Source organism: Sulfuricaulis sp. (assembly GCF_049587675.1).
In the GTDB taxonomy this organism is placed as follows: domain Bacteria; phylum Pseudomonadota; class Gammaproteobacteria; order Acidiferrobacterales; family Sulfurifustaceae; genus Sulfuricaulis.
In genome coordinates, this window is sequence record NZ_JBAVEJ010000126.1 from 1 (window position 1) to 5179 (window position 5179).

Below are 5179 nucleotides of genomic sequence, written 5' to 3' on the forward strand. Positions count from 1 at the left end.
GCGTTTATCTTCGCTTATTATATGCACCAGCCCTGGGCCCACATGCTGGCCACCGGCCTGTTCATCCTGGCCGCGCTCACCGACTGGCTCGACGGCTACCTGGCGCGCAAACTGGAACAGACCTCACCCTTCGGTGCCTTCCTCGACCCGGTGGCCGACAAGCTCATGGTCGCGGCGGCGCTGGTCATGCTGGTGGGCGACCCGATGGTGCAGGCGCATGTGCTCGACGTCCGCCTGTTCGCGATCGTGGTGGTGGTTATCGTCGGCCGGGAAATCGCCGTCTCGGCGCTGCGCGAGTGGATGTCGGAGGTGGGCAAGCGTTCGCACGTGGCGGTGTCGATTGTGGGCAAGATCAAAACCATTTCCCAGATGGTCGCCATCCCGTTCATGCTGTGGCGCGACCCGTTCTGGGGGCTGCCGATATTCCAGATCGGCGAATTCCTGCTGTACATCGCCGCTGCGCTAACGCTGTGGTCGATGCTGAGTTACCTCAAAGCAGCCTGGCCCAACCTGATCGTCCCGCGCCAGAACTGAAACTTTTCTGAATGAATTCAGGGTGATTTTGAATTTCGTTTGTTGGATTTATGAAGTAAAAATCCACTCAATTTCGACCTCAATGCTGTCGTTCGCCCTGAGCCTGTCGAAGGGGGGTTGAACGGCAAATCCAAAAAGTCCCGGGGCTCTGATCCGTTGATGGCTCGACAGGCCTGTCCTGAGCGAGCCGTTCGGTCTTCGACAAGCCTGTCCTGAGCGAAGTCGAAGAGCTCAGACCGAACGGTGAGTCGATGCCTGCGGTGAGCCAGTTTTGTAGGGTGTGCAAAAGCGAAGCGTTGCGCACCGTCACTTTGAATTCGGTGCGCTTCGCGAATGCTCAGCACACCCTACAAAACTTCGCCTTGGAAGGGGTGTCTTTCGCATCGGGCGCCGAGGCGAGAGTAAAGCAAACAGAGACGGCCTTGGCCGATCCTGCGCCAAGTGGCTAAACTACAAGGAAATATCGTGCTTTGGCTTGACAGCCTGTCCCCGGTCCTTACAATGTCGGTCCACTGCGGGAATAGCTCAGTTGGTAGAGCGTAACCTTGCCAAGGTTAAGGTCGCGAGTTCGAACCTCGTTTCCCGCTCCAGATCATAAAGGGGAGGGCGCCGTCCTCCCTTTTTTTATCGGGCTACGGCTGGGTAGCAGAGTGGTTATGCAGCGGCCTGCAAAGCCGTGTACGCCGGTTCGAATCCGACCCCAGCCTCCATTTTTCTTTCCTTCCTTTCGCAGTCCCAGCCCATCTATTACACTCAACCCGAAGCCCGGGTGGCGGAATTGGTAGACGCAACGGACTTAAAATCCGTTGGAGGGCAACCTCCGTGCCGGTTCGATTCCGGCCCTGGGCACCATAAGTTTTCCATGAAGTATCAGCAAGATATTTCGAGTTCTTGCTAAATCCCTCTAACATCAAAAAACCACAAAGGGGAGGAGCGTTAGTCTCGGAACCCAATCAAATTCCTATTCCTTCCGGCGTCACTTCCAGCACCATCCTCCGCTTTCTTTCCAATGGGGCCTCGGGGAGGGGCGTTTCAAACCTCCATACTCAGAGCGCCAAATCTTCCGTGGTGTGCCCACAGAATGGGTAAATCGCTATCGAGGCTTTGAAGGCTCGGTTAAAAGGCTTGACCATTTGTTTTCGAAATACCACAATTATGAAAATAACGTGCCTGGCTATTTTCACCCCCGAAAATAAGGAACGGACGTGACGGATTCCATCAAGCGACCCGGCCGGGAGGTACGCGCCGCTGGCGGCCACAAGGCGTTCTTGCCGGACCCGTTGCCGCCGGTCTTGGACTGGGCACCGGAACTGGTGCGAGCGCTTTCGGATGCTGATCGCTTGATCGGGCGACTTGCGGGTGAGGGCGGACGACTGCCGAACCCACACCTGCTTTTGCGCCCATTCGTGCGGCGCGAGGCGGTATTGTCGAGCCGCATCGAGGGCACACAGGCCACGCTCGGCGAGTTGCTCGCGAACGAAGCGGGCGCCAAGGTCGAACGCAGCCCGGCGGACCTGCGCGAAGTGGGCAACTATGTCGCGGCGTTGGAGCACGGCGTCCGCCGTCTGAAAAAGCTGCCCTTGTCGTTGCGGCTGGTGCGCGAGCTGCACAAGCAACTCATGACCGGTGTGCGTGGTGAGTACGCGACGCCCGGAGAGTTTCGCCGCTCGCAGAACTGGATCGGCGCGCCCGGCGGTACGCTCGCCAACGCAACCTATGTTCCACCGCCACCGGAGGAGCTCATGCGCTGCCTTGGCGAGTGGGAAACGTTTCTGCACGACCGCGCATTACCGCCGCTCGTGCAGGTGGCACTTGCGCACTATCAGTTCGAAGCGATTCACCCCTTTCTCGACGGCAATGGCCGTGTCGGGCGCCTGTTCATCACGCTGTTTCTCATTGAGCGCGACATTCTGCCGACGCCGCTGCTTTATCTCAGTGCCTTTTTTGAAGCAACCCGACGCGACTACTACGACGGGCTGCTCGGCGTCAGCCGGCGCGGCGCGTGGCAGGATTGGCTCGTCTATTTTCTCAACGGTGTGGCGCGGCAAGCCGAGGACGCGCTTTCGCGCGCCGAGCGCATCAACAAGCTGCTCGTCAAGTGGCGTGTGCAGGCAGCGGGCGCATCCGCGAAACTGCCGCTCCTGCTGATCGACCGCCTGGCGGCGAACCCGTTTCTGACTGTGAAAGGGATCGCCGAAGAGTTCGACAGTGCATTCACCACCGCACAGCGCGCCGTGGCGCGGCTCGAAGCGCTTTCCATCGTGAAAGAAGTAAGCCAGGCGAAACGTGACAAGGTTTATTGCGCCAAGGCCATCCTCGATATCCTGGAGGAACCGGCGCGCCTGGGCGGCGCGGAGACTTCGTGAAGAAGGTGCCCGCTCTCAATGCACCTGTTCTTCTGAACCCCCATTTCCCCCGACATCACTTCGACCCCTACATCGTGGGTCAGAAGTGAAATAAGTCACGATATAGTTGATCCGAAGAAGGTTCTGCGCCGATTCAAATTCAGCGGTGCGTCTGCGACAATCCTCGTATCGGACCGCCAATGAAGAAGCAGATTGTGGTTTTGACATCGGTCCGGGCTACCGCATCTATATCGGGCAGGATGGTAAAACGCTGGTCATCCTGCTCGGAGGCGGTACCAAGAAGGGCCAGAACGCGGACATTCAGCTCGCTCAACAACGCTGGCGCGAATATAAAGCGCGCAAAAAGAGGTGATCCTGATGCCCATAACACGCAGATTTCGTAAGACAGTATGGACGCGCGCGCAAAATGACGCGCGTTTCCGCGCGGCAATGCTGACCGAGGCAATCATCGAACTTCTTGCCGGCGATCTCGATGCCGGCAAGGCTATGCTGCGCGACTATGTCAATGCCACTATCACATTTGACGGTCTGGCGAAGAAAACCGGCCTACCCAGCAAAAGCCTGCAACGCATGCTTGGCCCGCGCGGTAATCCCACGGCTGAAAGTCTTATTAGGGTTATCAAGGCACTCCAGACGTCTGAGCGTATTCGGTTCGTGGTGAAGTCAACCAGGCGCGCCGCCTGAAGGTTGCTAACCTGATATTGACAGGTCGTTATCCCCGCATCAGCGGTGAATAAATTGAATCCCCGCTAATGCGGGGATTCATCAAAGGTTGTCATGCCCGCGTAGGCGGGCATCCAGGCTTTACATGTAGATTCTCACCTTGCCGTAGATTCCATCTCCTCCGGCACCACCTCCAGCTCGGTAAGTCGGGGTGAGCATCGCGAACCCCAACACAACATGACCCTGTGTACCCCGCGTTGGGGTTCATTTCATTCATCCCAACCTACGTACGGTCTGCCGCCTGCTTTGCGTGACAGTCTGACTATAGACCGACCAGCTCGGCGTGAATCCCTTGCTTGTTGACCCTGGCCAGTATGTCCGTGGCCGAGGTGCAATTCGGGTTGTAGGCCACCAGCATCATGTGTTCCTTGCCGGTGGGCACGCTCGCGCTGATCACGCACTCGTCCTGGCGCACCGTATTCTCGAGCTTCGTCAGTGCATCCCGGGGCAGGGTTTCATCGATATGGATCATGACATCAGCGATGGGAATATCCATGGTTGTCACCTCCTTGCGGTCCCGCTAAGCAATTAAAATAAATCTTCCGGCGCACGCGAACAAATAGAATATATTTATTTCCCGTCCCCAATTACCACATTATTCGAGGGTGAGTTTCAGCGGGAACCAAAAGAATGAACAAAACCTTCTGCGTTTACATTGTTACCAACAGACGCAACGGCGCCTTGTATGTAGGGGTAACTTCCGACCTGCCGTGCCGCATCTGGCAGCACAAACAAAAGGAAGTCGCCGGATTCACGGCGAGATATGGCGTCGATAAGCTCGTTTACTACGAGGCCTGTGAATCCGCCGAATCAGCCATACAACGCGAAAAACAATTGAAGAAATGGAGCCGTAGTTGGAAGTTGCGGCTTATCGAAGAGAAGAACCCCGATTGGCGGGATTTGTACGAAGAGATTGTCTGAAGTGGGAATCAATAAGTAAACCGTGGATATCAGCAGAACCTAAACCCCTAGATTGAATCCCCGCTAACGCAGGGATGACATGTAAAGCCTGGACCCCCGCCTTCGCGGGGGTGACAAGCTTTTTTGATTGTCATGCCCGCATAGGCGGGGTGAGGCGGTGTTGTCGTGAATGTCCGGTGGACATTCACGCCGCCGAACGGGTGCAACGAGTTTTGTTGCACCCCGGGCAGCAACAGGTTTTACATGTAGTTTCTCACCTTGCCTTGAATATCACCCCCGCTTTAGCGGGGATTCTATGAGTAGGTTGTCATTCCCGCGAAAGCGGGAATCCAGGTCTTGAATAACGACTCACCTACCTTTAAGTCTTTATCTCCTCCGGCACCACCTCCAACACCATCCTCCGCGTCCTGCGCAGCAGCTCGAGCCGCACCGGCTCCCCGAACGGCGACTCCGAAAGCCCCCGGTGCAAATCATCGACGTACTGCACCGCCAGCCCGTTCAACGCCAGGATGAAATCCCCGGTGCGCACGCCGGCGCGGTAGGCCGGGCCGTTCGGCTCGGCCGACATCACCTCAACCGCGCGCTCCGCCGGCAGATTGAGCGCGCGCACCAGCCGCCGTTCCACCGGCCGGTCG

7 protein-coding genes and 3 tRNA genes are annotated in these 5179 nt (G+C 57.4%); 8 read left to right on the forward strand and 2 right to left on the reverse strand.

Annotated elements, in window-relative coordinates; all coding sequences use genetic code 11:
- The 7 genes from pgsA to WB402_RS06590 all read left to right on the forward strand — a co-directional run.
- Window positions 1–534, forward strand: a 534-nt coding sequence (gene pgsA, locus WB402_RS06560; protein WP_424206143.1) for a CDP-diacylglycerol--glycerol-3-phosphate 3-phosphatidyltransferase, incomplete at its 5' end; no start/stop codon positions are given.
- Between the two features lie 514 nt (window positions 535–1048).
- A tRNA-Gly gene (locus WB402_RS06565) sits at window positions 1049–1124 on the forward strand.
- 46 nt (window positions 1125–1170) lie between these two features.
- Window positions 1171–1244, forward strand: a tRNA-Cys gene (locus tag WB402_RS06570).
- 53 nt (window positions 1245–1297) lie between these two features.
- Window positions 1298–1386 (forward strand) — tRNA-Leu (locus WB402_RS06575).
- A gap of 353 nt (window positions 1387–1739) precedes the next feature.
- Window positions 1740–2900 (forward strand): Fic family protein, encoded by a 1161-nt coding sequence (locus WB402_RS06580; RefSeq protein ID WP_424206145.1) that lies wholly within the window; start codon window positions 1740–1742, stop codon window positions 2898–2900.
- A 145-nt stretch (window positions 2901–3045) separates the two neighbouring features.
- Window positions 3046–3252, forward strand: coding sequence for a hypothetical protein (locus WB402_RS06585; RefSeq protein ID WP_424206147.1), 207 nt, complete (start codon window positions 3046–3048; stop codon window positions 3250–3252).
- 5 nt (window positions 3253–3257) lie between these two features.
- The gene (locus tag WB402_RS06590; protein WP_424206149.1) at window positions 3258–3584 is read left to right on the forward strand and encodes a DNA-binding protein; all 327 of its coding nucleotides are present in this window, start codon (window positions 3258–3260) and stop codon (window positions 3582–3584) included.
- A gap of 301 nt (window positions 3585–3885) precedes the next feature.
- Here WB402_RS06590 and WB402_RS06595 read toward each other — a convergent pair whose 3' ends face one another.
- Window positions 3886–4119, reverse strand: coding sequence for an ATP-binding protein (locus WB402_RS06595; RefSeq protein WP_424206151.1), 234 nt, complete (start codon window positions 4117–4119; stop codon window positions 3886–3888).
- A 134-nt stretch (window positions 4120–4253) separates the two neighbouring features.
- Here WB402_RS06595 and WB402_RS06600 point away from each other — a divergent pair, with 134 nt between their 5' ends.
- Window positions 4254–4544 (forward strand): GIY-YIG nuclease family protein, encoded by a 291-nt coding sequence (locus WB402_RS06600; RefSeq protein ID WP_424206153.1) that lies wholly within the window; start codon window positions 4254–4256, stop codon window positions 4542–4544.
- A gap of 358 nt (window positions 4545–4902) precedes the next feature.
- Here the strand turns inward: WB402_RS06600 and WB402_RS06605 are convergent.
- The coding region (locus WB402_RS06605; RefSeq protein ID WP_424206155.1) for a PDZ domain-containing protein at window positions 4903–5179 on the reverse strand (277 nt) is incomplete at its 5' end.

Excerpts from the sequence above, each read along its gene's own strand:
- WB402_RS06590 (WP_424206149.1), top strand. The coding sequence starts at position 3,258 with ATGCCCATAACACGCAGATTTCGTAAGACAGTATGGACGCGCGCGCAA.
- WB402_RS06595 (WP_424206151.1), bottom strand. The coding sequence starts at position 4,119 with ATGGATATTCCCATCGCTGATGTCATGATCCATATCGATGAAACCCTG.
- WB402_RS06600 (WP_424206153.1), top strand. The coding sequence starts at position 4,254 with ATGAACAAAACCTTCTGCGTTTACATTGTTACCAACAGACGCAACGGC.